A 25,592-nucleotide genomic window follows, 5' to 3' on the forward strand; every position below is an offset into this window, starting at 1 on the left:
CCCGCTTAAAGCGATTTAAAACATCGCGGAACCGATATCAGCCACACAATCCGGCGTTGCCGCGATCGGTGCCGGGACACCCCCGCGACGAGCCGTCCTACCGACCGCCGACGCCGCTACGCCAGTCCAAGCGAATACCGGTGCTGCGACCGTGCCGGCCTTCCCCGCGCAGCCGCGTGAACGTGTGGATGGCCACCCGATTCGCGCATACGCACCGCCGCACCACTCCACCCCGAGACATGCCTGGCCCCGCTCACGCCCCGCCCGGCATCACACGAAGGAGCCCCCAGCACATGGAACGCACCCAGTCCAGGCGGCCGTCCGGTCGTCTCTCCCGAAGAGTTCTGACCGTGGTGAGCCTGGCCGCCATCGCGGCCACCGCGCTGACCGGCTGCGCCAGCGGCAAGGCCAAGGGCGACACCGCGGACGCGACGGCGACGGCTGGGGGTGGATCGACGTCCGGGGCGAAGAGCAACGGCAAGGTCAACCTCGTCGTCATCGGCGGCAAGTCCGACGACCCGTTCTTCTCCGCGGTCAAGCGAGGCGTCGAGGACGCGACGAAGCTGGTGAAGGCGGGCGGCGGCTCGGTCACTTACCTCGGCCCGGCGAACTACGACAACCTCGGCCCGGACGTCGCCAAGCTGACGCTGACCGCCATTTCGCAGGAACCCTCGGCGATCCTCGTGCCTGACTGGGTGCCGGAGAACCAGGACTCCGCGATCAAGCAGGCCATCGCCAAGGGCATCAAGGTGTTCATCTACAACTCGGGTGGCATTGACGCGGCCAAGCGGGTCGGCGCCGTGAAGTACATCGGCTCGGACGACTACGAGGCCGGAAAGGCCGGCGGCGTCAAGTTCGCCGAAGAGGGCGCCAAGAACATCCTGTGCGTCAACACCGTGCCCGGCTCCGCCAACCAGGAGGCCCGCTGCAAGGGCATCAAGGACGGCGCCACGAGCAACGGCTCCTCGTCCAAGCAGCTTCCCCTTCCCTCGTCCAACTTCGGCAACCCGTCCGCCGTCACCCAGGCGATCAAGGGCGCGTTGCTGAAGGACTCCTCGATCGACGCACTGGTGACAATCGGTGTCGGGGACGCCGACAGCGCCGCTGCCGCGATCCAGCAGGCCAAGGTCGGCGACAAGGTCAAGCTCGGCACCTTCGACCTCTCGCAGAGCCAGCTCGACCGGATCAAGGGCGGCAGCCAGCTGTTCGCCATCGACCAACAGCCCTACCTGCAGGGCTTCTACGTCGTCTCGATCGCGAACCAGTACCTCTCCTACGGCGTTCTCCCGCCGCAGAACCCGATCCTGACCGGCCCGTTGCTGGTCACCAAGGACAACGTCGACGCGGCGATCGCAGGCGCCAAGGCCGGCGTGCGCTGATTCGCCCTCTGTGCCGGGACCGCCGTAAGGGCCCGGCACCCCTCCCGAAGCCCGCCTCGCACCACACCCGGATTCACGAAGGTGACTGCATTCCGATGACAACCTCACTTCCCGACACGACGGCCGAGAAAGAGACCGCCGTCGCCCCACCGCAGCAGTCCGAGAGCCCGCTCGGGCAACTGCGGCACCGCCCCGAGGCCGGCGCCCTCATCGGAACGCTCAGCGTCTTCGTCTTCTTCGCGATCTTCGGCGGTGAGAAGTTCCTCGCCACCGGAGGTTCGGCGAGCTGGCTGAACATCGCCGCCGAGCTCGGCATCGTCGCCATCCCCGTGGGACTGCTGATGATCGCCGGTGAACTCGACGTCTCCGTCGGCTCGGTCCTGGCCGGCAGCTCCATGACGCTGGCCATCGTTTCCGGCCACTGGGGCGCCCCCATGATCGTCGGCATCCTGTGCGCGCTCGGTCTGGGACTGCTCACTGGCCTGCTCAACGGGTTCATCGTGACGCGGACCAATGTCCCCTCGCTGGTCGTCACCCTGGCCACCATGTCCGGTATGGCCGGCCTCACCCTGGGGCTGTCGCGTGTCACGACCGGCACCACCAGCGTCCCCATCAGCCCCGACTCCGTGTCGAAGACGCTGTTCGGCAAGCTGATCGCCGGCCAGTTCGAGGTCGCGATCTTTTGGTGGCTCGGCATCGCGGTCGTGGTCACGGTGCTGCTGCAGATGATGAAGTACGGCAACTGGATCTTCGCGATCGGCGGCGACAAGGAAAGCGCCCGCGCGACCGGCATCCCCGTCAACCGGGTGAAGATCGCCCTGTACATGGGCAGCGGCTTCGGCGCCGCCCTGGTCGGCGTGATCCAGACCATCCTCTACAACGGCGCCCAGGTCGCCAACGGCCAGTCCTTCGTCTTCAACTCCATCATCGCCGTGGTCATCGGCGGAGTCCTGCTCACCGGCGGCTACGGCTCCGTCTTCGGCGTGGTGCTGGGGACGTTGACCTTCGCCATCGTCAACCAGGGCATCTACTACACCGGCTGGAACTCCGACTGGGCCAGCCTGATCCTCGGCATCCTTATCCTCACGGCCGTCCTGATGAACAACACGTTCCGCCGCCTGGCCCTCTCCTACAAGCCCCGATCCGCGAAGAAGGCCTGACCATGACCACACCCCTTCTCCGCCTCACCGACGTCAGCAAGTCGTTCCTCGGCACCAACGCGCTGCAGGACATCTCCCTAGAGGTGGACGCAGGCAAGGTCTTGTGCCTGCTGGGCGACAACGGGGCCGGCAAGTCCACCCTCATCAAGATCATGTCCGGTTTCCACAAGCCCACCACCGGCACCATCGAGATCAACGGCCAACCGGTCAGCTTCGAAAGCCCCCGCGACGCCAGCGACCAGGGCATCGCCACCGTGCACCAGTTCGGCGGCACCTTCCCGCTGATGGGTGTCGGCCGCTGCTTCTTCGTCGGCGCCGAACCCACCAAGGGCTTCGGCCCCTTCAAACTGTTCGACAAGAAGCTCGCGGGCGAGATCGCCGTACGCGAGATGCAGTCCCTGGGCATCACCCGGGTCACCGACGGCAACCGCCTCGTCGGCAGCCTCTCGGGCGGTGAGCGCCAGGCCCTGGCCATCGCACGCGCCGTCTACTTCGGCGCCAACGTCCTCATCCTGGACGAACCGACCGCTGCGCTCGGCGTCAAGGAGGCCGCCCACGTCCTGCGCATCATCATGCAGGCCCGCGCCAAGGGCGTCGCTGTCATCCTCGTCACCCACAATGTGCGGCACGCCATGATGGTCGGCGACCACTTCGCTGTCCTGATCCGTGGTCAGAAGGCCGACGACTTCCGCAAGGGTGAGCGCACGCGGGAAGAGATCACCGACCTGATGGCCGGCGGCGAGGCCATGGCCGACCTGGAAGCCGAGCTCACGAAGCTGCAGGCCGACGCCTGATCGACGCCGTGACCTCACGCCGGTGAGCCGCCCAGAGCCACGCGCCCTGGGCGGCTCAGTCGTGCAGAGAGTCGTAACGAGGGGACAGGGGCACCGGGTTCCAGTCGATGAAGACGGCAGTCCAGGGCACGCGGACGCGGACTGGGGCACGTCGGCTGTGGAAGCCGCGGAGATGGGGACCGGACAGGCAACCGGAGAAAGAGGTGGCTGCGCGGAGGTGATCGGCGCACGCGGCAGGCTGCGTGCTGCGATGGCAGCGGGCATCGAGTGGATCGCGCAGTTGCGGGCCGCGGTCATGGGGGCGGCTCTGGGAGGCCTGGGACGCTACGACGCACTCCGGGTGCGGCAGCGGCTGCGGGAGATTCCTTCTCGCCGCAGCACACGTCGATCACCATGGTCGACCGCGAAGTCGCCGGATGCGTCGCGGTCCGGCCCTTCGGAGACAGACAGTGGCTGGAGCACACGGCCGTACGGGTATGACTGTGGGAATGAAGCCCCTGCGGTGCTGCCTGTCGGCTCTACGAGTGTGACGGATTCGTCGTGGGAGCCCAGGGCCCGGTCGACGTCTTCATGGTGCGCCTTCCGGGGACGATGGCGGGTACTGCTGCGCCGGGGCGGCAAGAACGAACGCCGCTCGGCCGCCCACCTCCAGAGGTGGGCGGCCGAGCGGCGTTCGTTCGGTCAGATGACCTTCACGCGGTGCCGCCGTAGAAGACGGGCCGGGGCTTCATGTCCGTGGTGACGATCCGGCCCGACTTCCGTGCTTCGACCGTGGCGTTGGAGATTACGGTCGCGGCGTAACCGTCCCAGGCGGAGGGCCCGTTGGGTTCGTTGTCGGCCGCGATATCCGCGATCCACTCACGGAACTCGGTGTCGAAGGCATCAACGAAGCGGCCCACCCAATCCGTGAGGACCTCCGTGCTGTGCTGCCCCGCGGTGCGGACACCGACCGCGGCGGGGTCGGGCAGTCGCACGAGGCCCTCCTCGCCGACGGCCTCGCACTGGATGTCGTAGCCGTACTGGCAGTTGACGAAGACCTCGAGGTCGATGCGGACGCCCTTGGCGGTCTCGAAGAGCATGATCTGCGGGTCTTTCAGGTGGGCGTACCGCTTGCTCGTGGAGCGTGGCAGGACGACCTGGGCGGAAACGATCTCGTCGTCGAGGAGCCAGCGCAGTACGTCGATCTCGTGGACCGCCGAGTCAAGCGCGGCCATGTCGGTGTGGTACGACTCGGGCACGGACGGGTTGCGGTGGGCGCAGTGCACCACCAGCGGCTCCCCGATGCGGCCGGAGTCGATGACCTGCTTCATCTGCCGATAGCCGGCGTCGTAGCGGCGCATGAAGCCGACCTGGACCAGCCGCCGACCGTGGGCGCGCTCGGCGTCGACGATACGCAGACAGTCCTCCTCGGTCGTGGCGAGGGGCTTTTCGCAGAACACCGGTTTCCCGGCCGCGATGGCGTTCAGCACGTGTTCGGCGTGGGTGGGCCCCCAGGAGGTGACGAGCACCGCGTCCACGTCGTCCGCCGCGATCAGCGCGGCCCCGTCCGCGAACACCCGGGCGCCGACCCGAGCCGCGGCCTCCTCGGCACGAGCGGCGTCGATGTCGTTCACGGCGGTGATTTCGGCACCGGTCACGCTCTCGGTCAGCCGACGGATGTGTTCCTGACCGATCCAGCCGGCCCCGATCACTCCTACACGCACAGTCATGGGGATTCCTTTCAGAGCCCCGACCCCCGACGGGACCGGGGCGGGAGTGTTCAGGAGAAGCGGGCCTTGAGTTCGTGTTCGAGGTTCTCGAGCGTGCGTCCACGCGTCTCGGGCACGTACCGCTGCACGAAGGCCATGGCGAGCAGGCCCAGGGCGACGAAGACGAAGAAGGTGTTGGACACGCCGACCGCGTCGACCAGGACCGGGAAGACCAGCCCGATGAGGAAGTTGGTGATCCACAGGGCGAAGGCCGCGATGCCCAGGCCGAAGCCGCGCATCTTCAGCGGGAAGATCTCGGACAGCATCAGCCAGGTCACGGGGGAGATCGCGCCCTGCTGGAAGGCCAGGAAGGTGACCGTCATGGCCAGGACCGCGAAGGCGCGGCCGTCACCGGCGGGCAGGACGAGGGAGAACACGCCGATCAGCAACTGGGCGGCGATGGTACCGAGCTGGCCGATCATCAGCATCGGGCGGCGGTTGACACGGCCCAGCAGCCAGATGCCGACGAAGGTGGCCAGCACGGAGATCACGCCGTTGGCGATGTTCGCGGTCAGGGCGCTATCGGCGGCGAAGCCGGCGTCGGTGAGGATCTGGGTGCCGTAGTACATGATCGTGTTCACGCCGGTGATCTGCATGACGATCGCGATGCCGATGCCGACCAGGACCAACTTGCGCACCCACGGCACCTTCAGGTCGTTCCAGCCGCCGAGCTTGGCCTTCTCGTCCTCGACGGCCATCGCGGTGACCTCGCTGAGCTCGGCCTCGGCCCGCCGCTCGGAGCGGACCTGCTTGAGGACGGCCAGCGCGTCGCCGTACCGGGCCTTGGAGGCGAGCCAGCGCGGGCTCTCCGGCATGACCAGCATGCCGAACCACAGCGCGACTGCGGGCAGGGTCGCGATGACCAGCATCCAGCGCCAGATGCCGCCCGACTCGCCGCCGACATCGGCGATGATCGCGTTGAAGGTGAACGCGGCCAGCTGGCCGCTGACGATCATCAGCTCGTTCCGGGTCACCAGGCGGCCGCGACGGTCGGCGGGCGATATCTCCGCCAGGTACACCGGGACGGTCACCGAGGCACCGCCGACCGCGAGGCCGAGCACGAAGCGGGCGGCGACCATCAGTTCGGTGTTCGGGGCCAGGGTGCAGCCGAGGGCTCCGACGAAGAAGATCACGGCTATGAGCAGGATGTTACGGCGCCTGCCGCGCGCGTCCGACAGACGGCCGCCGAGCAGCGAGCCGAAGGCCGCACCGAGCAGCAGTGAGCTGGTCACCAGGCCTTCGGTGAACGGGGTCAGGCCCAAGTCGTCCGACATGTACGGCAGGGCGCCGTTGATGACGCCGGTGTCGTAGCCGAAGAGGAGGCCGCCGAAGGTGGCGATGACGGTGATGATCCGCAGCCGCCGCCGGACGGCCGGTGGAGCATCGTCGATGAGGGGGGATGGCGTCGGGGCCTGGGTCACGTCGTCGTCCTTGACGTCCATGGCCTTCTCCTGTCGCGTGTAGTTCGGGGGTGTGGGGCCCGGCGAGGTCACAGCAGACCGGGTGGCCGTGCGTGGGGGTGACGATCGGGAGCCGGGCTTGTGTGTGCCGACCGTCCGCCGTCAGCTGGAGGTGGGGAAGTTGAAGCCGGCGGTGGTGTCGTGGGCCTGCTGGGGCCAGCGGGTGGTGACGACCTTGGGGCGGGTGTAGAAGCGGACGCCTTCGGGACCGTGGATGGGGTTGTCGCCGATGAGGGAGTCCTTCCAGCCGCCGAAGGAGTAGTACGACATGGGGACGGGCACTGGGACGTTGATGCCGATCATGCCGACCTTGATGTTGCGCTGGAAGCGGCGGGCGGCCTCGCCGGAGGCGGTGAACAGGGCGGTGCCGTTGCCGTACGGGTTGGCGTTGATCAGGTCGATGGCCTGGTCGAGGGAGTCGGTCCGCACGATCGCGAGGACCGGGCCGAACAGCTCCTCCTTGTAGGCGTCCATGGCGGTGGTGACGTGGTCGAGGAGGGAGGGGCCGGTGAAGAAGCCGTTCTCATGGCCTTCGATCTTCAGCCCGCGGCCGTCGACGACAACTGTGGCGCCCTGCGTGGCGGCGATCCCGACGGCGTTCTCGACGCGCTCCTGGGCGGCCTTGGTGACCAGGGGGCCCATTTCGGTACCGGGTGCGTTGCCGGGACCGACCTTCACCTCGTTGGCCTTGCGCTGGAGGATCTGGACCAGCTGGTCGGCCGCGTTGCCCACAGCGACGGCCACCGACACGGCCATGCAGCGCTCACCGGCGGAGCCGTAGGCGCCTGCGGTGATGTGGTTGGCGGCGAACTCCAGGTCGGCGTCCGGGAGGACGACCGCGTGGTTCTTGGCGCCGCCGAGGGCCTGGACGCGCTTGCCGTGCGAAGTGGCCTGTTCGTGTACGTACTTGGCGATCGGGGTGGAGCCGACGAAGGAGACGGCCTCGATGCCGGGGTGGGTGAGGAGCGCGTCGACCGCGTCCTTGCCGCCGTGCACGACGTTGAAGACACCGTCGGGCAGACCGGCCTTCTTGTACAGCTCGGCGACGAAGTTGGCGGCGGACGGGTCGCGCTCGCTGGGCTTGAGGATGAAGGTGTTGCCGGTGGCGATGGCGACGGGGTGCATCCACAACGGCACCATGGCAGGGAAGTTGAACGGGGTGATGCCGGCGACCACGCCGAGCGGCTGACGGAAGTTGTGGACGTCCACGCCACGGGAGACCTGGTCGGAGAAGGACCCCTTCAGCACGTCACCGAGGCCGCAGACGTACTCGACGACCTCACGGCCGCGGGTGATCTCGCCGCGGGCGTCGTCGACGGTCTTGCCGTGCTCGGCGGAGATGATCCGGCCGAGTTCCTCCTCGTGTTCCACCAGGAGCTGGCGGAAGTTGAACATGACCTGGGTGCGCTGGCTGAGGGAGGACTCCGACCAGGTCTCGAAGGCGGTGGACGCGGCCTGCACGGCGGCGTCCACCTCGGCGTCGCCGCCCAGGAGGAGCTGGGCCTGCTCGGCGCCGGTAGCCGGGTTGAACACGGGCTGGGTGTCGGCGGCGGAGCCCTGGTTGGGGGAGCCGTTGATCCAGTGCTCGATGGTCTTCACGGTGCGGGTTCCTTTACGGGGACGGGGCTTACAGGTAGTGGCGCTGGGTCTGCTTGTGGGCGGCGTACGTCTCGTACGCCGCCTGGGTGGTCTCCAGGGCGGAGGTCTGGCTGACGGGGACGTCCCACCAGCCGTGGCCGGGTGGGTTCGGTCCGTACAGGTCGGTCTCGACGTGTACGACGGTGGTGCGGCTCGCCCTCTTGGCCTTCTCCATTGCGGCACGGAACCCGTCGACGGAGGTGGCGTGCAGGACGTCAGCGCCCAGACTGGATGCGTTGGCGGCCAGGTCGACGGGCAGGATGTCGCCGTCGAGCTGTCCTGAATCTCCGTTGCGGTAGCGGTACTTGGTGCCGAAGCGCTGCGAGCCGAGCGACTCGGAGAGGGCGCCGATGGAGGCGAAGCCGTGGTTCTGGACGAGGACGATGATGACCTTCAGACCCTCGGAGACCATGGTGACGATCTCCTGAGCCATCATCAGATACGAGCCGTCGCCGACCAGGACGACGACCTCCCGCGACGGGTCGGCCATCTTGGCGCCGACGCCGGCGGCCACCTCATAGCCCATGCACGAGTACGCGTACTCCACGTGATAGGCCTTCGGATCCCGCGCCCGCCACAGCTGCTGCAGGTCGCCGGGCATCGAGCCGGCAGCGTTGATGACCACGGCGCGGTCATCGAGGACGTCGTTGAGCGTGCCGAGGATCTCGGTCTGAGCCGGCAGCGGGCCGTGGCCGACGGTGAAGCAGCGGTTTTCGATCTCCCGTGTGCGGGCGATGAGTTGACGCGTGTGCTGGCGGTACGCCGGGTCCACCTCCCATTCGGTCAGCGCACCCGCGAGGGCCTGGATGCCGAGCCGTGCGTCGGCCACCAGCGGTTCGGCGGAGTGCTTGACGGCGTCCAGGCGGGCGACGTTGAGGTTGACGAAGGTGACGTCGGGGTTGCCGAAGACGGTGTGGCTGGCGGTGGTGAAGTCGGAGTAGCGGGTGCCGATGCCCAGCACGACATCGGCGTCCTGAGCCAGTTCGTTGGCGGCATACGAGCCGGTGGAGCCGATCCCGCCGACGGCGTAGGGGTGGTCCCAGGGAACGGCGCCCTTGCCGGCGTGGGTGTCGGCGACCGGGATGCCGGTGGCCTCGGCGAACGCGCGCAGCGCGGTTTCGGCACCGGAGTAGACGGTGCCGCCGCCGGCGACGATCAGCGGCTTGCGTGCCCCGCGCAGCAGGCGGGCGGCCCTCTCGATCGCGGCCGGCTCCGGCACCGGGCGGCCCACATGCCAGACCCGGCGCCGGAAGAAGGAGACGGGCCAGTCGTCGGCCTCGGCCTGCACGTCCTGCGGCAGCGCGAGGGTGACGGCGCCGGTTTCGACCGGGTCGGTGAGCACCCGCATGGCGGCCAGTGCGGCCGGGATGAGCTGCTCGGGACGGGAGACGCGGTCGAAGTACTTCGATACCGCGCGGAAGGCGTCGTTGACCGTGACGTCCCCGCCCCGGCTGTCCTCCAGCTGCTGCAGGACCGGGTCCGCGGCGCGGGTGGCGAACATGTCGGACGGCAGTAGCAGCACCGGCAGCCGGTTGGTGGTGGCCAGCGCCGCACCCGTGATCATGTTCGTTGAACCCGGGCCGGTGGAGGCGGTGCAGGCGAAGGTGGCGAGCCGGTCGCGCATCTTGGCGTAGGCGACGGAGGCGTGGACCATGCCCTGTTCGTTGCGGGCGAGGTAGTAGGGCAGGTCGGCCTCGCCGGTGGTGGCGGCCTGGAGGAGGGCCTGGCCGACGCCGGCGACGTTGCCGTGGCCGAAGATGCCCCACACGCCGGGGATCAGACGCTGTTCCTGCCCATCGCGCTCGCTGTACTGGTTCGCCAGAAAACGCACCAGCGCCTGAGCGGTGGTCAGTCGGACGGTGTTCATCGCGGGGTGAGTCCTTCGAAGGGAAGCCGGTCGTCGACGTCCTGGGTGTCCCAGGTGGAGCGGACCCACCCGTGGGCGGGGTCGTCGCAGATCAGCCAGGCGCGGTCCTGCCCGGGGCCGGCCATGACGTTGAGGTAGTACAGGTCGTAGCCGGGCGCGGCGATGGACGGCCCATGCCAGCCGTGCGGGATGAGGACCGTGTCGCCGGAGCGGATCTCGGCGAGTACGTCGATCGGCCGGTCCTCGGTGCCGTACACACGCTGGTAGGCGAAGCCGTTCTCGTCGCCGGAGACCTCGAAGTAGTAGATCTCCTCCAGCTCTGACTCGACCGGCTCGCCACTCTCGTCCGTGCGGGCCTGGTCGTGCTTGTGCGGCGGGTACGACGACCAGTTGCCGCCGGGCGTGAGCACCTCGCACACCAGCAGCTGCTCGGCCTCGAACGTGCCCGGCAGGCAGTAGTTGTTGACTTGCCGGGAGCAGGCGCCCGCCCCGCGCAGTTCGACAGGGACGTCCTCCTTGCGCCCGTACCGAGCCGGTTGACCTCCCTGCTCGGTACGGGCGGAGGGCAGCGCGAACCTCCCACCGGATGCGCTGCTGATCAGGGCCTCCGACTGCCTGGGGAGGTAGGCGAAGTCGGTGGCCGAGGCGAACACGCCTGTCCGACCGGCGAGATCGAAGGCCTTGCCGTCCGTGGTGACGGTGCAGGAACCCGTCAACGGCAGGACCAGGAACTCGGACTCCCCGGTGGACAGGGCGTGTGCCTCGCCCGGCCTCAGGGTCAGGATCCTGAGGCCGGAGTATCCCCAGTCCGCCGATTCCGGCGTGACCAGGAGGTCATACGGTCCGTCGGCCGAAGTGCCGGCCGGGAGGTGGTACTTGCTGGTGTCGCTCACAGCAGGCTCACCGCCTTGTCCACCGCCCCGGCGACATCGCCGTTCGAGGGATAGAGCAGGGAGCGGCCGACGACCAGGCCCTGCGCGGTCGGCTGCTTGAGGGCCTTGCCCCATGAGGCGAAGGCGGCGTCTGCGTCCTTGACCTCGCCGCCGAGGAGCAGCGCGGGCAGGGTGGAGGAGGCGAGGACGCGCTCCATGTCGTCGACGACCGGGAGCTTCAGCCAGGTGTAGGCGGTACGTCGGCCCAGACCCGAGGCAATGGTGATCGACTTGATGACGGCGTCCGTCGAAAGGTCGTTGCGGATCTTTCCGTCCTGCCACGCGGAGAGGAACGGCTCGACCATCGCGATGAGTTGACGGTCATTCAGCTCGTCGACCGCGCGGGCGGTGTTCTCCAGTACAGACGGCGTCGCCGCGTCGTCGAGCGCGATACGGGTGAGCATCTTGCCACCGTCGAAGCCCATCGCGGCGATCGTGGCGGCGTCGTAGCCGGTGAACCGGTCGTCGATCTCGAAGGCGGAGCCCGCGAGACCGGCCCGGTTCATCGAGCCGAAGACACTCTTGCCGTCCAGCACCCCGAGCAGCAGCAGGTCCTCCAGGATGTCGGCGGTGGCCAGCACGCCGGTCACGCCCGGCCGCTCCAACGCGGTGCACAGGCGCTCCAAGAGCTGGAAGCGGTCGGCCATGGCGCTGGGGTCGCCGCCGACGCCGTTGGCGCCGCGTGCGGGGTGGTCCGCTGCGATGATCATCGCCTTGCCGTGCTCGCCGAGCAGCGAGGTGGCCTTGATTCGGCGGGCGGCGGCGGCCGCGATGGCGCCGGGATCGCCCACCCGGGCGGACACGATCCGGCTCACGTTCTCGGACAGCACAGGGTCACGCCTTTCGTTCAGTGGAGGCTTCGGTGGAGGCGAAAGACGCCTCGCGGAGCTTGGTCTTGACCTCGTCCTCGGTCGGCATGGCCTCGGCGCAGGCCAGCCGGCCGGCGACGATGGCGCCGGCGGCGTTGGCGAAGGTCACCGTGCGGCGGGTGTCCCAGCCGGACAGCAGCCCGTGGCAGAGCGCACCGCCGAAGGCGTCACCGGCGCCGAGCCCGTTGACCACGTCCACCGGCACCGGAGGAACTTCGGCGGTCGACCCGTCACGGTCCATCGCCAGTACGCCCTTCGGCCCCTGCTTCACGACGGCCAGTTCCACGCCGGCGTCGAGCAGCGCCTTCGCGGCGGCGTACGGCTCACGCTCACCCGTGGCGACCTCGCACTCGTCGAGATTGCCGACGGCGACCGTCGTATGGCGCAGGGCCTCGGCGTAGTACGTCCGGGCCTTGGCCGGGTCGGCCCAGAACATCGGCCGCCAGTCCAGGTCGAACACGGTCGTGCCTGCCTTCGCCCGGTGCGCCAGCGCCGCGAGCGTCGCAGAACGGCTGGGCTCTTCGCTCAGCCCGGTACCCGTGATCCAGAAGACCGTTGCCTCGCGCACCGCCGCCAGGTCCAGCTCATCCGGTTGGACGTCCAGGTCGGGTGCCTTCGGCAGCCGGTAGAAGTAGAGCGGGAAGTCGTCCGGTGGGAAGATCTCGCAGAACGTCACCGGCGTCGGTGCGATGTCCGACGTGCCGACGAAGCGGCTGTCGACGCCGTAGCTCTCCAGGGCCGTACGGACGAAGTCGCCGAACGGGTCGCGGCCGGTCTTGGTGATCACAGCGGCGGAGCGGCCGTAGCGGGCGGCGGCCACGGCGACGTTCGTCGGGCTCCCGCCCAGGTACTTGCCGAACGAGGTGACCTCCGCCAGTCCCACACCCGTCTGGAGCGGATACACGTCCACTCCGACACGCCCCATGGTCAGCACTTCGAACGACATCAGACTGGTTTCCCTTCGCTCCGGAGACCCCGGATGGAGGTGATGGTGCAGACAGCGACAGATTTAGAGCGCTTTAAAAGCTGCTCTAGGGCGAGTACGATGCCGTCAGTCAAATGTCATGTCAATAGGTTGTTGCTGAGAGGTTTCCGGAACGGTGCTTCACGGCCTGACGGACGGGGACGGTTGTCGAGGCGGTACGCAGGGGTTGCTCGATCTGGCGTGAGCCCGACTCGGCTCGTGAGCCCGAGTGGGCTCAGGGGTATCCGCCCCGCCTCCACACGGGCGGAAGGGGGTGTGGGGATGCCCAGGTCCAAGGTGAGGCGGTCGCCGTAGGGGGCTCCGGCGCGCGGATGCTGTGCGACGGGTAGTGGTTTCGTGCCTCCGTCGATTGTGCGGCCCCGCCCCGGATGCCCCTTGGGGTGCGACCAGCCTCGGCGAGACGCCCGCCTTCCTGTGGTCGTCGGGCGGTCGCCGGCGACCAGGGGAGGTGTTCAGGCGTTCCGCGCGGTAGCCCGGGTTTCGTCTTGGACGGCACCACCGAATGCAGGGTGCTCCGATGCTCCCTCCGCGCAGTTCAGCATCGGGGCCGCGGGGGGAAGCGGGCTGGCTCCGACGGGGGACAGGGAGTCAAGGACGAGCACCACGTAGCGCCGCCAGCCCTCGGTGTCGGGGTCCATGTTCCACAGCACGCCGATGAGCATTCCCATGATCCGCTGGGTGTCGTCGGGGACGAGGTCGTCGCGGACCGTGCCCATCTGTTGTCCGCGCCGGACGAGCGACGTCAGGGCGTCGTTGAACGGGGCGACGACTTCGGCGGTGAGCGCGCCGGAATTGCTCGCGGCTGCCAGGGTGTTGCGCTCGCGGGCCATCAGTGCCAGTGCCGCGTTGAGGAGGATGGCCAGCCCCTGGCGTGGATCGTCTTCGTTCACGGCCCGTTCGATGGCGGGGGAGAGCTGCTCGGTCGTGCTCTGATCGAGCGCGGCTCGGACGAGCGTCTCCTTGTTGGGGAAGCGACGATAGAGAGTGGCGATCCCCACACCGGCGCGGCGGGCGATCTCCTCGAGCATCGCGTCGGGACCGCTCTCGGCATACACCTCGCGTGCCGCCCGCAGGATCCTCTCGGAGTTTCGGGCGGCGTCGGCGCGCAGCGGCCGCGCGGCATCGGTGGACATGATGTGAACACTATCAGCCGATAGTTGACTATCGCCAGCTGCTAAGGTTGGCTCATGGCGGCAAATGATAGTCACATATCGCTTGCCTTCGTCGGGACGGCGCGTGAGAGAGCGAGGAATGTAATGGACGATGCGGTGCGGGACTTCCGCGGGAAGACGGTGGTGGTCACCGGCGCCAGTGCGGGGATCGGTGCGGCAGCGGCCCGCCGCTTCGGTGAGCTGGGCGCCACTGTGGCCGTGGTGGGCCGGTCGCAGGAGAAGACAGCAGCCGTCGCTGCGCAGGTCGGCGGCCGGATGCACCTGGCGGACTTCGCGTCGCTGGACAGCGTGCGCGGCCTCGCCGCGGATCTGCAGTCCGCGTATGAGCGGATCGACATCCTGGCCAACAATGCGGGCGCGATGTTCGCCGACCGCCAGCTCAGCGCCGATGGTCACGAGATGAACTTCCAGGTCAACCACCTGTCCCCGTTCCTGCTGACGAACCTGCTCCTGGATCGACTGGCCGCATCCTCGGACGCGCGGGTGATCAACACGGGAAGTCTGCAGTACCGCAAGGGGCGCCTCGACCTTGACGATCTTGACGCCGCCAAGGTTCGGTACAACAAGCTGAAGGCCTACGGGACCGCCAAGCTCGGCACACTCCTGTTCACCCAGGAACTCGCCCGGCGCACGCAGGGCACCAGTGTCACCACGTCGGTCTTCCACCCAGGAGGCGTCGCCACCGAGGTCGCCCGCGAAAGCGCGTGGCAGCGATTCGTCATGGAGTCCCGGCTGGGCAAGGCCATGCTGCTGAGCCCCGAACAGGGCGCCGAGCCCCTGTTCCATCTGGCCTCCGTCGCCGATCCCGAGTCGGTGAACGGTGCCTACTTCCACCGTCTCACCCGCGAGGAACCCAAGAATCCGCAGGGCCGTGAGCTGCAGCTGGCCCGGAAGTTGTGGGAACGGTCGGCGGAACTGACGGGCCTGCCGGCGCACTCTCAGTCGTAGCGGAGCCCTCGTCTCTCGCAGGCTCTGCTCCATCTCTGATTGATCAGCTGTGCAGAGCCAGTGATGACCTTCGCCACGTACAAGGTCACCTTCAAACGCACAGACGCGGCCTTCGGGGCATGGACGTACGGCCGTCTCACCCTGACGGACGGCGGCCGTCATACGGTGCGCAGCGCTGTCGCCCTCCGTGCCACGCGGTTCACCGCGCCCGCGGAGGCTGCCGTGACCGGTGCCGACGGCTCGACCGTCCTGAACACCAGGGTCTCCTAGGCCGGCACGCTCACCGCACGGGTAGACGGCCTGTACGCGGGCGTGACGAAGACCGGCATGCTGACTGGCACCAACGAGGACTTCGACCCGACCGGCGCGCCGGCTGAACTTCCCGCGGCGACCGTCAGAACCGAGTTCGCTGTTTCCGAGGGCATCGAGTTCGCCCGAGTGGCGATCCTGCACGGCGAGCGCCTCGACGGCGGCGATGTGGACCTGTTCGTCGTCGACAAGGACACCGGCAAGGTGGTGTTCCGTTCGCTGGCGGGCAACAACGAGCGCGCCGACCTTCAGCCGGGCACCTATGCGGTCTACGTCAACCAGTACGCGGCGCCCGAAGGCGCCGCGAGCCAGCCCTACAACCTGTACCTGGCTCATCGGCGGGGATGCCCGGCCGGATCGCACGGCGGTGGCCGACCCCGCCAGCCGGCAGGTGACCGGCGGCGAAGTCGTACAGATCACCGTGGACTGGCAGGGCTTCACGCCCGCGGAGTGCACTGTCTACCTCGGTCTGGTGCGGTACGGGGACGGCACGACGACGGTGGGGCGGACCGTTCTGACGGTCGCCGCCGCACCGTAGGGCGCGGAGGAGGTGATCCTGGGCCCTCTATCGAAACGCTTGAGTTTCGGTAGTGGGGCGTCTAATGTGTGTACGAAACTGTTTCGTTTCGTTATTCAGCAGCTCTGATCGTGATTGGAGTCGTCTCATGGCTCACGCATCCACAGCGCCGGACACGGCGTCGCTCAGGTGGTCCGCCGCCTTCTTCGCGGCCGGTGCGCTGATCACGTTGCTTCTCTATCGGCGCGGCGTCCCGGCGGTTGACGCCGACGCCGCCCCCGCCGTCCACATGTGAGCGGCATGTGGTGACCCGCGCCCGCCCGTGGGGACAGGGTCAGGACGCGGAGACGGGCCCGGTGTCTCCTGTCACCGGGCCCGTCGATCTGCCCCGGCCGTCCGCTGGTGCGTTGGTGAGGTGCCGCATCGCCTCGTAGCCCTTTCGTCGACCAGGTAACGGGCCAAGCAGGCCCAGCAGTTGGAGGTGCGGGTGCTGGAACGGGTCGGGATGCGGCTTACCTCGAGGAGTCAGGCGGCACCTGCCTCACCCGGATGGAATGAGTTTTCGATCTCCCCCTCTTCACCAAAAGCAGGCGATGGAAATGGCGGGGCAGCTTCCGTCCGCAACGCTGGCCTCGGTCAGAGCGGTAAGCGAACGTCGAGGCAAGGTCTGCGCGACGACTTCTCGCCTGAAGATCGAAGGGCGGTTCGATGCGGTCGACGGCTGTGTCACACGCGGTCGGCCGTCTCGCGGCAAGGTCGCCAAAGCGCGCGTCGCCCACGGCCATGCAGTGACTCACACAGCCTTGATATGAAATCGAGTACTGCGGTACTGTAAATAGTACTCACAGGTGCTGCCCACGAGCCGACGACTCGCTTCGGGTGTTCACCAGAGCGGCCGGCCGCAACCAACATCGCATTCGCCGTCGATTTTGGAATCAACCTCGGCTTTCAGTCCGCTGAACCGGCCCAGCGCACCGCGGTCAACTGTCAGACAAGAAACCGAAGCAGCACCGAACAACGGTCACCCGCATAGAGAAAGCGAGCTACCCGATGGCTGGCATGGAAATTGAATTCGACCTTCCCGCGAAGATGCGCGACGGCACGGTGCTCTACGCCGACGTGTATCGACCGACCACCGATGGTCCGTGGCCCGTCCTGCTCCATCGCACGCCATACGGTCGTCGTTCGGCGGTCATGACCATTCTCGACCCGTTCGAGGCCGTGTCCCGCGGCTACATGGTGGTGCACCAGGACACCCGGGGCAGCTCCCAGTCGGAGGGTGAGTGGCTCCCGTTCGGCTATGAGGTGGACGACGGCTACGACACGGTCCGCTGGGCTGCCGCATTGCCCGGCAGCAGTGGTGTCGTCGGCATGTTCGGCGGTAGCTATACCGGCAACACCCAGTGGGCCGCAGCGGTCGCGGCGCCACCGGAACTCCGCGCGATCATCCCGCAGGTCACCTGGTCCGACCCAAGCGACGGCCTCTACTTCCGCGGCGGGGTGATCGAGCTGGGACTCTACGGCGCGTGGTCCCTGCAGACCGGGGCCGCCCAGCTCGCAAGGCGGGTGGCCGAGGATCCGGCCGGGGTCATGGCGGCGCTCCCCGCCCTGATCGCGGACTATGACGGCCTCGCGCCCCGCAGCTACTGGGAACTGCCCGCGGGCGCACTGCCCGCCATCGCCCGCGGTGGATTCCCGGATATCGGCGTGGAACGCGCACTGGCCGACCCGTCCTCTGCGGAAGGGGCCACGATCCATGGGAAGCATGATCGGGTGGAGGTGCCGGCATTCAACGTCGCCGGCTGGTACGACATTTTCCTGCAGGGCACGCTGGACAACCATGTCGCCATGGCAGGGCACGGGAAACCGAGCAGGCTGGTCGTCGGACCGTGGACCCATGTGCCTCCCGCCGGGCCGGACGGCGTCATGGCCGGCGAGGTGAACTTCGGCCTTGCCTCGATGCGGCAGATGCTGGGTCTGTCGACGAGTCTCGACCAGCTCCAGCTGAGGTGGTACGACCACTGGCTCAAGGAGATCGACAACGGCGTCAACGACGAGGCGCCGGTGAAGATCTTCGTCATGGGCGTCAATGAATGGCGTGACGAGAACGAATGGCCGCTTGCCCGCGCCGTTGACACTCCCTGGCACCTGCGTGCGGACGGCGGGCTCACCCAGACCCCGCCGACCACCGACGAAGCCCCCGACAGCTATGTCTACGACCCCGCCGACCCGGTCATCACCCGCGGTGGCACCCTCGTCATGACGGGCGAGTTCCCGGCAGGTGCGTTCGATCAGCGTGTGGTCGAGGAGCGTGCGGACGTGCTGGTCTACACCACCGAGCCGCTGTCAGAGGACATCGAGGTCACGGGCCGAATCCGGATGCGGCTCCATGCCGCGACCGACGCTCCCTCGACCGACTGGGTCGTGCGACTGTGCGATGTCGACACCGACAACGTCTCCCGCAACATCTCCGATGGCGTACTCCGCATCCACGGCACCCCTGGAGAGCCTGCCGAGCACGAAATCGACCTCTGGTCGACCAGTAACGTGTTCCTCGCCGGCCACCGCATTCGAATCCAGATCACCTCAAGTAACTTCCCCCGCTGGGACCGCAACCTCAACACGGGCGAACCGTCCCAGACCGCCACCGCGATGCGGACCGCTCAGCAGACCATCTTCCATGACAGCGCCCGGCCGTCCCGGATCGTCCTTCCGGTGATTCCTCGTATCTCGTGACACCGACAGGGGTTGCCTGCGACGCGGGCAACCCCTGTCGCGAGACGAAGACGTCATCCCGCGCCTCGTCTACTCGAAGTCTTTGGGCTCCAGTTCGACCGGTAGCGCGGCCAGTGCCCGGATCACCGTCGGCTGGTAGGTCAGTTCGTCGTCAGGGGCGGTCACCGTGAAGTTTCCCCGTGATCTTGGACACTCGATGGTTATGCCGTGAGGGCGTGTTGGTGTCGTTGTCTGGTCTCGGCTGGGGTGAGGTAGCCGAAGATCTTATGTTTGCGCAGGCGGCGGCGGTTGTAGAAGGTCTCGATGAAGTTGAAGACCTCGGCGCGGGCAGTGGCCCGGTCGGGCAAGGTGCGAGTGCCGATCTCCTCCTTGAGCAGGGCCCAGAAGCTCTCCGCGGCGGCATTGACGCTCCTATAGTTGTCAACTCCCCGCGGAGACCGTCTTCGGGGCAGGCCGGATGAGGTGGTAGACCTCGCGGATCACGTAGCGTTTGAGGCATCGGATGATCTCGCGTTTCGTCTTGCCCTCTGCGGTTCGGCGAGCGACGTAGTCGATCGTGGGCTGGTGGAATTGCATGCGGACGATGACGGTGCGGTAGATCGCGGCGTTGAGCTGGCGATGGCCGCCGTGGTTGATGCGGTGCCTGCCGCTGGTCATTCCGGAGCCGGTGGGCACGGGTGCGATGCCCGCGAGTTTGGCGAGTGCGGCTTCGGACTTGATGCGCTCGGGGTTGTCGCCGACCACGACGAGGATTTCCGCGGCTGTGTCCACGCCGATGCCGAACGGCTCGAGTAACTGCGGGGCGACTCGGTGCACCAGGTCATCGATCATCTTCGTCAGCTCTTTGGCCTCGGCGTCGAGGTACTGCCACCGCTTGGCCAGCGTGCGCAGGGCGTGACGGAGTGCGTCCTCAGGGCCCTCCAGCTGTCGAGGACGCAGGCCCGCCAGGTGCCGGGCCAGAGCGATCTGCGTTTTGCCGGCGGTCTCGTGGCGCAGGCCATCGGGGGCGTGGACAAGCATCGCCTTCATGGTGACCATCGCGGCCGCGCGCTGTTCGACGGCCTGGTCGTGGGCGATCTTTAGCCGGCGGATCATCTCGGCCTCGCCGTCCGCCGTCTTGGGAGTGGCGGTGGCGAAGCCGGCGAGAACTGCGCGGGCGGCGTTCTCGGCGTCCAGGGTGTCGGACTTTCCGTTCATCCGCCGCAGCCGTCGGTCCGGTCGGCCGGCCTCAACCACCTTGTGACCAGCCCTGCGCAGGAACGAGGCCAGGGTGGCGCCGTAGGATCCGGTGCCCTCGACCCCGAATGCCAGCACGTTGCCGAACGCGGTCGCCCAGTGCAGGAGTTGCTGGAATCCGCCGGTGTCGGTGGGGATCGTCAATGTCGCCAGTATTCCGCCGATGGTGTCCATGACTGCCGCGACGTGCACGTGCTTGTGTGTGTCGACGCCGATCACGACGTGCCCGGACATGTGCTGCTCGTTGGTGTTCACCGCGTTCCTTCCGGCCGGTAGCGTGAGGTGCACGCTGTCGCCGGTCGGACGGACAGGACTGTCACGGGGACGCTTTTGACGAGGTGGCTCCAGGCTCTTATCAGGTCACGTCCGGTCGGCGGCAGCGCTTGCTGCGTGCCCGGCCGGACGGTCGACAGATCAACGCCAGGACACCCTCAGGGTCGGTCGTAGCAAGAGTCAGACCGTCACGGCCGGGGCTACCGAATCCTTGCGGGATCCGGTGCCAAGAGACTGACAGTCGAAGCAAGATCCGGTGCGTCCGTAACTCTGCCGGAGTCCCAACTCCCTTACTCGGGAGCGGAATTGGGTCGCGGTTTATTCGCTGCCGCGATCGCTGTGGATCACGCAGCCTGACTCCAGGTGGCTGCGGCCGTGGGCCATGTCCAGGGCGTCGAGGACGAGTTCGGCGCGGTGGTGGTCGGCCATGGCATAGCCGACGACCTCGCGGGTGGCCAGGTCCAGCCAGCAGGCGAGGTAGAGCCAGCCCTCTGCGGTGGGCAGGCAGGTGATGTCGCCGACCAGCTTGGTGCCGGGGCGCTCGGCATGGAAGTCGCGGCCGATCAGGTCCGGGGCCGGCTTCGCCTTCTTGTCCGGCCGGGTCAGCGAGCGGTGTTTGCGCCGGGTGACGCCGCGGATGTCGCGCTTGCGCATCAGGCGGGCGACGCGTTTGCGGTTCACCCGCCGCCCGCGGCGGCGCAGTTCGGCGTGGATGCGTGGTACGCCGTAGGTGCGACGGGAGGCGAGGTGCAGCACGGTGATCTCGTGGGCGAGTGCGTCGTCGGCGGCCTGCCGGGCACGGCGGGCGGCCTCGCACTCGCGCTAGGCGTAGTAGGAGGAGCGGGCCACGTGCAGTACCCGGCACAACAGCGTGATCGGGTAGTTCGCCTTCTCCGCGTGGATGAACCGGCACAACTCGCTCACCGGTCGTTCTCCTTGACGAAGAAGGCGGTCGCTTTTTTCAGGACCTCGATCGTCTGCTGCTGTTCGCGGTTCTCCTTGCGTAGCCGCCGCAGTTCCTCACGCTCGGCGCTGGTCAGCTCGCCGCCCTGGCCACCGCCTCGGTCGGCCTTGGCCTGGCGGTACCAGCCGCGCAGGGATTCTGAGCTGATGCCCAGTTCCCGGGCCACCGCGGTGACCGTCTTGCCCGAGGAGTCGATGAGCGCGATGGCGTCCCGCTTGAACTCCTCTGTGTACCGCTTCGTGTACTTGCTTCCCACCTGGTGCTACTTCCTCTGGAACCTCAGGTTCCAGTCTCCAGGTGTCCACGATCAAGGGGAAGCTTCAGGTGTCGGTCAGCTCGATGTCCTGGACGGTGGAGATGGTGGTGGCGACATGGACCACCACCTCGGGGCGCTCTTCGTCGCGGGTTTCCGTGAAAGGTGTTCGGTATCCGTTCCAGGCGGTGTCCCGTTTGACGCAGTAGTGCGCATCGGTGTCATACGGGGAGTCGAACCGCAGCGAGGCGGGCGGCAGCGCGTGGCCATCCCGCCAGCGCAGCAATTCGTTCGCGTCCCAGAAGTAGTGGTGGACCCAGACCTGGCGCAGGATCTCCATTTGCGGAAGCAGCCGCAGGCGGGGTGGGGCACAGGCCGTCCAGGCGGCGGTGAGGATCTTCTGTCCGTCCCGGCCGAACTCCTCGGCCCGGGCGGTCACGGCCGTCTTCCCGCCCGGCAGCTTCCCGATCTCCACCCGGCGTCCGTACCGCTTGGCCCACTCGGGCTCGATCAGCGGTGCCAGCCAGGTGGGAGCGGCCTCCGCCAGCTCTTCCAGCGCCGCCCGAAGTGTCTCCCCGACCAGCTCCAGGCGGCTGAGGCGGCGCACCGCGGCCAGCACATGTGTGGCGTCCGTACGCTGCCGGCCCCCGGCCTTGAGCAGACCGGCCTCCACCAGACGCTCCAGCATCACCTGCAGCAGTCGGTCAGCGGCGCCGTCCTGTTCAGCCAGCCGGGCCCTAAACTCGCACAACACGGAGTGATCGAACCCCGGATCCTCCAGCTCAAGCCCCAGAGCGTACTTCCAGTCGATCCTGGTGCGGACAGCGTCCGCCGCCGCCCGGTCGGACAGGTTCTCCGCGAACTGCAGCACCGACACCAGCGCCAGCTGCCCGGGCGATATCCTCGGCCTGCCATCGTCGGGATACAGCCCGACGAACTCCTCGTCCCCGAACAGGACATCGAGCCGGTCCCGGATGAGCATCGCCGGAGTGCCCTTCGGACACGCCGCCCGCGCTGTCCTCACCGTCCTCACCGGAATCCGCTGAAAATTCCTCGGCCGTAACGACACCGCACCCACACCCCAGAACCCGAGGTCACCCCGCACATGCTCAGCGAAGCACCCCACGGCCCTCCCGTCAGCACCCCGCGCAAGATCACCAACAGAGTCACGGCATTGCCCCTAGCTCTTCTCGTTGTCCGGTCGTGGAGGGGATTGCTGAATTCGAGCGCTGGCATGCGGAGTTGGAGTCCGTCTTCGCACGGGTGGCGGGCCGGTTGGGGCGGGCGGACCTGCGGTGGCGGATGCGGGACTATGTCCGCGGCCCGCTGGTGCCCGTGTTGCCGCAAGAACGGCTGGCAAAGGCGTGTCAGGGACGGTGGCCAAGACCGTCCCTGACACGTCATCAGCCCGTCACGCTCCGAGGCGGTGTCTGACCAGGCCAGATAGCGAATCGCTGCCGGAGTACTAGTTGTCGCTGAAGGTGGGTGTGGTGGCCGGCTTGATCACCACCTGATTCGGGTGGGCGGTCAGGAGCGGGTCGGTGACCGAGGCGGGGGCGTCGGTCTCCACGACCACCCGGTCGTTCATTCCGTCGTAGCTGACCATCACTCCGTAGCTGGTGGTGTGGTCGCCCGCGCCCGCGATCCGCTGTACGGCGTCGGTCTGGATGTCCTGGATCTGGGCGACCGTGAACTGGGGGCTCTTGGCCGTTGTGGGAGTGGGCCAAGACGCCGGGATCTGTCCGTCGTCGGTCCAGCCGGGAGGCTTCGGCAGGTCGTCGAGACTGCCCGTGTAGTCGTTCGGGAAGATGATGACGGGACCGATGTGGGGATCGTCAAACGCGGTGAGCGCGCAGTTGTAGTCCGCCAGGGCCTGCACCTGCTTCCACTGGCGTTCCGTCGTGACATCGCCCGTGCCGCCCGCCGGTGTGGCGCTCGTGGCCAGCGACTTGGCGAGGGTGGTCTCGTGCGGCGCGCACTTGCCGGGCGTCGCGGCGCCGCTCTCGATTACCAACTGGTCGGGGTACTGGGCCACCAGCGGGCCGGTGACCGATGCCGGGGCGTCGGTCACCGCCACCATCCGGTCGCGCATGCCGTCGTAGGTGACCTTGAGACGGTAGTTGGTGCTGCCGTCCGCTGGCTGTACGGCAGTCATGACCGCGTCCTCAATGGTGGCGATCTCGCCGACCGTGAACTGCGGGCTCTTGGCGATCGTGGGAGTGGGCCAGGAGGTGGGGGTCTGGCCGTACTGGTCGGTCCAGTCCGGCGGCTTCGGGAGGTTGTCGAGGGCGCCGGTGTAGTCGGACGGGAAGACGATGACGGGGCCGACGGTGGGGTCCTGGAAGACCGCGATCGCCTGGTTGTAGCTGGCCAGGGCCCGCACCTGCTCCCACTCCTCCTCGTTCTCGTTCGCCACAGTGCGCACCTCGTCGGGAGGCAGCGCCCGGTCGTAGACACGGAAGTCCCTGATCCGGCCCTTGAAGTAGAGGTCGTTGGCGTAGAGGGAGCGGCCTATGTAGTCGGCCGTCGTCGTACCAGCGCCTATCGCGCCCGGCGTGATCGTCACACTGGTGTTGCGTACCTTCTCCACACCGTTCTCGTACAGGATGCCGGTCGTGCCGGTCTGCGTGTACGTCACGTGCTTCCACATTCCGCGCGCCAACTGGTAGGGGGCACCGGAGGGTTGGATGTTCTGCTCGGCGGTGTAGTCGGTCATCGAGAGCGAAGTCCGGAAGTTGTTCCCCGTGCCGAACAGGTAGCCGTTCCCGTTGGAGCCACTGGTGTTGCCGAACCCGTAGAGGAAGTACGGCTTGCCCATGGTCGGGTCGATCCACGTGTCGAAGTCGACCGTGATCGAGTTCAGGCCGGCCATGATGTTGTTCGGCACCTTGACGTAGGTGTTGGAGCCGTTGAAGGCCAGTCCCTCCGCACCTTTCCAGTCCGCCGTGCCGTTGACCGTGCCGTCATGGTTGTTGCCGGAGGAGTCGTGCGCGACGTTGCCGGAGGTCTCGTTCAGTTCGTAGCGCAGGAGCAGGCCGTCGGTACCGGCGGCCTGCGCGGGAGCGGCGGTCGTCAGGGCCGTACCGGCGACCGTCGCCACCGCCAGGGCGGCGACGAGAGCGCCGGCCGGGTGTCTTCTTCGCATGGTCTTTCGTTCCTTTCAAGCTCTGCGTGGCTGTCCGCGGGACGGTTACTTGCGGCCTTTGGAGGTGCTCAGGACGTACTGCGCGTACTGGACCGCGCTGTAGAGGACGATGGTCACGGCGGCGCCCCACGCGTCGCGGCGGTAGGCGGTGAGCGGATGGGGGTCGCGGTAGCTGCTGTCAAAGCCGAGGAGCCAGTTGAAGCGGCCGCTCAGCGTGGCCCAGTTGTTCTCCTGCGAGACGAATCCCGGATCGATGTGGTAGACGTCGTTATTGCCCATGACCATGGCGATGTTGTCCCTCAGGGGCCGCTGCCGGGCGGCTTCCGAGAGGAACTGGGTCATCCTCAGCACTCCACGCGCCATGTTCTGGTCGTTGTTGGAGTCGAAGAGGTACCAGGCGGCGGAGCTGATGGAGTCGCGGCTGATCGCCATGTACGAGCGGTTCTGGTCGGCGTGGGTCTGCAGGCTGATGTAGTTCTCGTCGAACGAGGTACGTCGGATGTCGTGGGCGTTGCGCATGCTGCCGTGGTCCATGCGCTCGCGCTCCGCCTGCGGGACGGCACGGTTGCCCATGTAGTGGTAGCTGTTGTTGCGGTCCCACCAGCCGATGAGGTACAGGTCCGCCCGCCGCAGCTGAAGGCGCACGAAGTTCGGGCTGCCCCACATCTGGATGTCCACCTGCATGTACGCGAGGTGGCGGTCGCGCTCCCGCGGCCAGTTCGGATTGTTCGGGTCCAGACTGGGGTCGGTGTGGTTCACCTGGTAGGAGGTCCCGGCACCCGGGACCACGGTGCTCTCGCCGTCGTTGATCCGCGCACGGACGGCGTTGATGAAGTTGACGTAACCGGTGCCGTCGTCGCTCCCGACCCGGAACATGGGGTTGCCGTCGTTGGCGAGGGCGGGCTGCCCTCCGAGGGGGCCGACCAGGGTGGCGATCAGTGCCAGGATGACGGCGGCCAGGATGGAGACCGTCGTCCGGGGACGCCACGGCCCGGCCAGATTGTTTCTTCGCATGCTCTTCCTTCCACAGCGGTGTGAACACATCGCTTGCTGACGGACGGAGCATCTCCGCGCGGCCCGCGCCCCCGCGATACGCACTTGTACCGATGGGCGGGGTCCGGGCATGGGTAGTCAGGCCCGGCCACTGGGTACCGGGGCCCTCACGAATTGGGTAGGTACGGGCGTGCCACCGCGAGCTGGGTACGGG

The 25,592-nt window shown here is 67.7% G+C and carries 22 protein-coding genes and 1 pseudogene; 8 read left to right on the forward strand and 15 right to left on the reverse strand.

The features are described 5' to 3' along the window. Positions 1-293 precede the first annotated feature (293 nt). From ACIQVL_RS21970 to ACIQVL_RS21980, 3 genes are all read left to right on the forward strand, one after another. Positions 294-1,379, forward strand: coding sequence for a sugar ABC transporter substrate-binding protein (locus ACIQVL_RS21970; protein WP_403436980.1), 1,086 nt, complete (start codon positions 294-296; stop codon positions 1,377-1,379). A 95-nt stretch (positions 1,380-1,474) separates the two neighbouring features. Continuing rightward, complete coding sequence (locus ACIQVL_RS21975; protein WP_403436978.1) at positions 1,475-2,539, forward strand: ABC transporter permease; 1,065 nt, start codon at positions 1,475-1,477, stop codon at positions 2,537-2,539. Positions 2,540-2,541: 2 nt separating this feature from the next. Then, the gene (locus ACIQVL_RS21980; RefSeq protein ID WP_403436976.1) at positions 2,542-3,333 is read left to right on the forward strand and encodes an ATP-binding cassette domain-containing protein; all 792 of its coding nucleotides are present in this window, start codon (positions 2,542-2,544) and stop codon (positions 3,331-3,333) included. Positions 3,334-4,025: 692 nt separating this feature from the next. Here ACIQVL_RS21980 and ACIQVL_RS21985 read toward each other — a convergent pair. The 8 genes from ACIQVL_RS21985 to ACIQVL_RS22020 all read right to left on the reverse strand — a co-directional run bounded on the left by ACIQVL_RS21985 (position 4,026) and on the right by ACIQVL_RS22020 (position 13,965). Beyond that, positions 4,026-5,042, reverse strand: coding sequence for a Gfo/Idh/MocA family protein (locus ACIQVL_RS21985; protein WP_403476129.1), 1,017 nt, complete (start codon positions 5,040-5,042; stop codon positions 4,026-4,028). Between the two features lie 50 nt (positions 5,043-5,092). Then, positions 5,093-6,523 (reverse strand): sugar porter family MFS transporter, encoded by a 1,431-nt coding sequence (locus ACIQVL_RS21990; protein ID WP_403476130.1) that lies wholly within the window; start codon positions 6,521-6,523, stop codon positions 5,093-5,095. Between the two features lie 120 nt (positions 6,524-6,643). After that, positions 6,644-8,140: a CoA-acylating methylmalonate-semialdehyde dehydrogenase gene (locus ACIQVL_RS21995; protein ID WP_403476131.1), complete on the reverse strand. Its 1,497-nt coding sequence runs from the start codon at positions 8,138-8,140 to the stop codon at positions 6,644-6,646. Between the two features lie 28 nt (positions 8,141-8,168). Further along, a complete protein-coding gene (gene iolD, locus ACIQVL_RS22000; protein ID WP_403436971.1) occupies positions 8,169-10,046 on the reverse strand; it encodes a 3D-(3,5/4)-trihydroxycyclohexane-1,2-dione acylhydrolase (decyclizing) in 1,878 nt (625 codons plus the stop codon). Then, positions 10,043-10,939 carry a 5-deoxy-glucuronate isomerase gene (iolB, locus tag ACIQVL_RS22005; protein ID WP_403476132.1) on the reverse strand — a complete coding sequence of 299 codons (897 nt, stop codon included), beginning with the start codon at positions 10,937-10,939 and terminating at the stop codon, positions 10,043-10,045. The genes iolD and iolB overlap by 4 nt, the downstream gene beginning before the upstream one ends. Next, the gene (locus tag ACIQVL_RS22010; RefSeq protein ID WP_403436968.1) at positions 10,936-11,808 is read right to left on the reverse strand and encodes an aldolase; all 873 of its coding nucleotides are present in this window, start codon (positions 11,806-11,808) and stop codon (positions 10,936-10,938) included. The genes iolB and ACIQVL_RS22010 overlap by 4 nt, the downstream gene beginning before the upstream one ends. Before the next feature lie 4 nt (positions 11,809-11,812). Beyond that, the gene (iolC, locus tag ACIQVL_RS22015) at positions 11,813-12,793 is read right to left on the reverse strand and encodes a 5-dehydro-2-deoxygluconokinase (protein ID WP_403436967.1); all 981 of its coding nucleotides are present in this window, start codon (positions 12,791-12,793) and stop codon (positions 11,813-11,815) included. Between the two features lie 491 nt (positions 12,794-13,284). Next, positions 13,285-13,965 carry a TetR/AcrR family transcriptional regulator gene (locus ACIQVL_RS22020; RefSeq protein ID WP_403436965.1) on the reverse strand — a complete coding sequence of 227 codons (681 nt, stop codon included), beginning with the start codon at positions 13,963-13,965 and terminating at the stop codon, positions 13,285-13,287. 123 nt (positions 13,966-14,088) lie between these two features. On the opposite strand from ACIQVL_RS22020, the gene ACIQVL_RS22025 reads away from it, so the two are divergent. From ACIQVL_RS22025 to ACIQVL_RS22045, 5 genes are all read left to right on the forward strand, one after another. Continuing rightward, a complete protein-coding gene (locus ACIQVL_RS22025) occupies positions 14,089-14,952 on the forward strand; it encodes an SDR family NAD(P)-dependent oxidoreductase (RefSeq protein WP_403476133.1) in 864 nt (287 codons plus the stop codon). Positions 14,953-15,015: 63 nt separating this feature from the next. Continuing rightward, a complete protein-coding gene (locus ACIQVL_RS22030) occupies positions 15,016-15,222 on the forward strand; it encodes a hypothetical protein (RefSeq protein ID WP_403436962.1) in 207 nt (68 codons plus the stop codon). 57 nt (positions 15,223-15,279) lie between these two features. After that, a complete protein-coding gene (locus tag ACIQVL_RS22035) occupies positions 15,280-15,852 on the forward strand; it encodes a hypothetical protein (RefSeq protein ID WP_403476134.1) in 573 nt (190 codons plus the stop codon). Between the two features lie 74 nt (positions 15,853-15,926). Next, a complete protein-coding gene (locus ACIQVL_RS22040; RefSeq protein ID WP_403476135.1) occupies positions 15,927-16,073 on the forward strand; it encodes a hypothetical protein in 147 nt (48 codons plus the stop codon). Between the two features lie 764 nt (positions 16,074-16,837). Next, positions 16,838-18,514, forward strand: coding sequence for a CocE/NonD family hydrolase (locus tag ACIQVL_RS22045; RefSeq protein ID WP_403476136.1), 1,677 nt, complete (start codon positions 16,838-16,840; stop codon positions 18,512-18,514). A 200-nt stretch (positions 18,515-18,714) separates the two neighbouring features. Here the strand turns inward: ACIQVL_RS22045 and ACIQVL_RS22050 are convergent, their stop codons facing one another. The 7 genes and pseudogenes from ACIQVL_RS22050 to ACIQVL_RS22080 all read right to left on the reverse strand — a co-directional run bounded on the left by ACIQVL_RS22050 (position 18,715) and on the right by ACIQVL_RS22080 (position 25,399). After that, the gene (locus ACIQVL_RS22050; protein WP_403476224.1) at positions 18,715-18,966 is read right to left on the reverse strand and encodes an IS3 family transposase; all 252 of its coding nucleotides are present in this window, start codon (positions 18,964-18,966) and stop codon (positions 18,715-18,717) included. Beyond that, positions 18,935-20,005: an IS110 family transposase gene (locus ACIQVL_RS22055; RefSeq protein WP_403476137.1), complete on the reverse strand. Its 1,071-nt coding sequence runs from the start codon at positions 20,003-20,005 to the stop codon at positions 18,935-18,937. Before ACIQVL_RS22055 ends, ACIQVL_RS22050 begins: the two co-directional genes overlap by 32 nt. Positions 20,006-20,341: 336 nt before the next feature. Next, positions 20,342-20,818: pseudogene (locus ACIQVL_RS22060) on the reverse strand (IS3 family transposase); the annotation flags it as partial. A gap of 125 nt (positions 20,819-20,943) precedes the next feature. Next, positions 20,944-21,243: a transposase gene (locus ACIQVL_RS22065; RefSeq protein WP_403476138.1), complete on the reverse strand. Its 300-nt coding sequence runs from the start codon at positions 21,241-21,243 to the stop codon at positions 20,944-20,946. A gap of 64 nt (positions 21,244-21,307) precedes the next feature. Next, positions 21,308-22,222, reverse strand: coding sequence for a transposase (locus tag ACIQVL_RS22070; protein ID WP_403476139.1), 915 nt, complete (start codon positions 22,220-22,222; stop codon positions 21,308-21,310). A 483-nt stretch (positions 22,223-22,705) separates the two neighbouring features. Beyond that, positions 22,706-24,385 carry a LamG domain-containing protein gene (locus tag ACIQVL_RS22075; protein ID WP_403436953.1) on the reverse strand — a complete coding sequence of 560 codons (1,680 nt, stop codon included), beginning with the start codon at positions 24,383-24,385 and terminating at the stop codon, positions 22,706-22,708. Between the two features lie 45 nt (positions 24,386-24,430). Then, positions 24,431-25,399, reverse strand: a complete 969-nt coding sequence (locus ACIQVL_RS22080) for a ribosome-inactivating family protein (RefSeq protein ID WP_403436951.1) — start codon at positions 25,397-25,399, stop codon at positions 24,431-24,433. Between the last annotated feature and the right edge of the window lie 193 nt (positions 25,400-25,592).

Source organism: Streptomyces sp. NPDC090499 (assembly GCF_044769305.1).
Taxonomy (GTDB): domain Bacteria; phylum Actinomycetota; class Actinomycetes; order Streptomycetales; family Streptomycetaceae; genus Streptomyces.

Excerpts from the sequence above, each read along its gene's own strand:
- iolD (WP_403436971.1), bottom strand. The coding sequence starts at position 10,046 with ATGAACACCGTCCGACTGACCACCGCTCAGGCGCTGGTGCGTTTTCTG.
- ACIQVL_RS22020 (WP_403436965.1), bottom strand. The coding sequence starts at position 13,965 with ATGTCCACCGATGCCGCGCGGCCGCTGCGCGCCGACGCCGCCCGAAAC.
- ACIQVL_RS22075 (WP_403436953.1), bottom strand. The coding sequence starts at position 24,385 with ATGCGAAGAAGACACCCGGCCGGCGCTCTCGTCGCCGCCCTGGCGGTG.
- ACIQVL_RS21980 (WP_403436976.1), top strand. The coding sequence starts at position 2,542 with ATGACCACACCCCTTCTCCGCCTCACCGACGTCAGCAAGTCGTTCCTC.
- ACIQVL_RS21970 (WP_403436980.1), top strand. The coding sequence starts at position 294 with ATGGAACGCACCCAGTCCAGGCGGCCGTCCGGTCGTCTCTCCCGAAGA.
- ACIQVL_RS22070 (WP_403476139.1), bottom strand. The coding sequence starts at position 22,222 with ATGCTCATCCGGGACCGGCTCGATGTCCTGTTCGGGGACGAGGAGTTC.
- ACIQVL_RS22025 (WP_403476133.1), top strand. The coding sequence starts at position 14,089 with ATGGACGATGCGGTGCGGGACTTCCGCGGGAAGACGGTGGTGGTCACC.
- ACIQVL_RS22040 (WP_403476135.1), top strand. The coding sequence starts at position 15,927 with ATGGCTCACGCATCCACAGCGCCGGACACGGCGTCGCTCAGGTGGTCC.
- ACIQVL_RS22045 (WP_403476136.1), top strand. The coding sequence starts at position 16,838 with ATGGAAATTGAATTCGACCTTCCCGCGAAGATGCGCGACGGCACGGTG.
- ACIQVL_RS22080 (WP_403436951.1), bottom strand. The coding sequence starts at position 25,399 with ATGCGAAGAAACAATCTGGCCGGGCCGTGGCGTCCCCGGACGACGGTC.
- ACIQVL_RS21985 (WP_403476129.1), bottom strand. The coding sequence starts at position 5,042 with ATGACTGTGCGTGTAGGAGTGATCGGGGCCGGCTGGATCGGTCAGGAA.
- ACIQVL_RS22030 (WP_403436962.1), top strand. The coding sequence starts at position 15,016 with ATGACCTTCGCCACGTACAAGGTCACCTTCAAACGCACAGACGCGGCC.
- ACIQVL_RS22035 (WP_403476134.1), top strand. The coding sequence starts at position 15,280 with ATGCTGACTGGCACCAACGAGGACTTCGACCCGACCGGCGCGCCGGCT.
- iolC (WP_403436967.1), bottom strand. The coding sequence starts at position 12,793 with ATGTCGTTCGAAGTGCTGACCATGGGGCGTGTCGGAGTGGACGTGTAT.
- ACIQVL_RS21975 (WP_403436978.1), top strand. The coding sequence starts at position 1,475 with ATGACAACCTCACTTCCCGACACGACGGCCGAGAAAGAGACCGCCGTC.
- ACIQVL_RS21990 (WP_403476130.1), bottom strand. The coding sequence starts at position 6,523 with ATGGACGTCAAGGACGACGACGTGACCCAGGCCCCGACGCCATCCCCC.